This is a genomic window from Oleiphilus sp. HI0066 (genome assembly GCF_001635725.1).
On sequence record NZ_LWFH01000208.1, the window covers coordinates 1 to 723 of the forward strand.

Consider the following 723-nt stretch of genomic DNA (forward strand, 5'->3'; position numbering starts at 1 on the left):
CGCCTTATCCAGCAACATGGCAGGAAGCGAAAGATTCGATGGAGCGTTCTATTCGCTGGGCGCAACGTAGTAAAGATGAGCATGGTTCAAGTCCTTCTGCACTATTTGGTATTGTGCAGGGTGGTATGTACGAAGATTTACGCGATATCTCTTTAGAAGGCTTAACCGATATTGGTTTTGACGGTTATGCAATTGGCGGTCTTTCTGTTGGTGAGCCAAAGGAAGACATGATGCGCATACTCGAGCATTTGCACGACAAGATGCCAGAGGATAAGCCACGTTATTTAATGGGTGTTGGTAAGCCAGAAGATCTCGTGGAAGGTGTTCGTCGAGGTGTTGACATGTTTGATTGTGTGATGCCTACGCGAAACGCACGAAACGGACATTTGTTTACGCACAGTGGTGTTATAAAGATTCGCAATGCGGTACATCGTCATGATCTAGGTCCAGTTGATTCTGAGTGTGATTGTTACACTTGCAAAAACTTCTCACGAGCATATTTGCATCACTTAGATCGCTGCAATGAGATGCTCGGGGCGCAACTGAATACCATCCATAATCTCCGTTATTATCAAAATCTTATGAGTGGTTTGCGCGAAGCAATCGAACAAGGTAAATTGTCCGACTTTGTTGACGACTTCTATGCTGCGCTAGGGCGCGATACGCCCCCATTAGACATCGAAGATGCGTTTAACGACGCTTAAAACACTAATTTTTTAAATA

Annotated in this window: 1 protein-coding gene; it reads left to right on the forward strand. The window is 44.7% G+C overall.

Features of this window, described 5'->3' with window-relative positions; translation table 11 throughout:
• Positions 1-704, forward strand: a 704-nt coding sequence (tgt, locus tag A3738_RS03240; RefSeq protein ID WP_156503916.1) for a tRNA guanosine(34) transglycosylase Tgt, incomplete at its 5' end; no start/stop codon positions are given.
• Between the last annotated feature and the right edge of the window lie 19 nt (positions 705-723).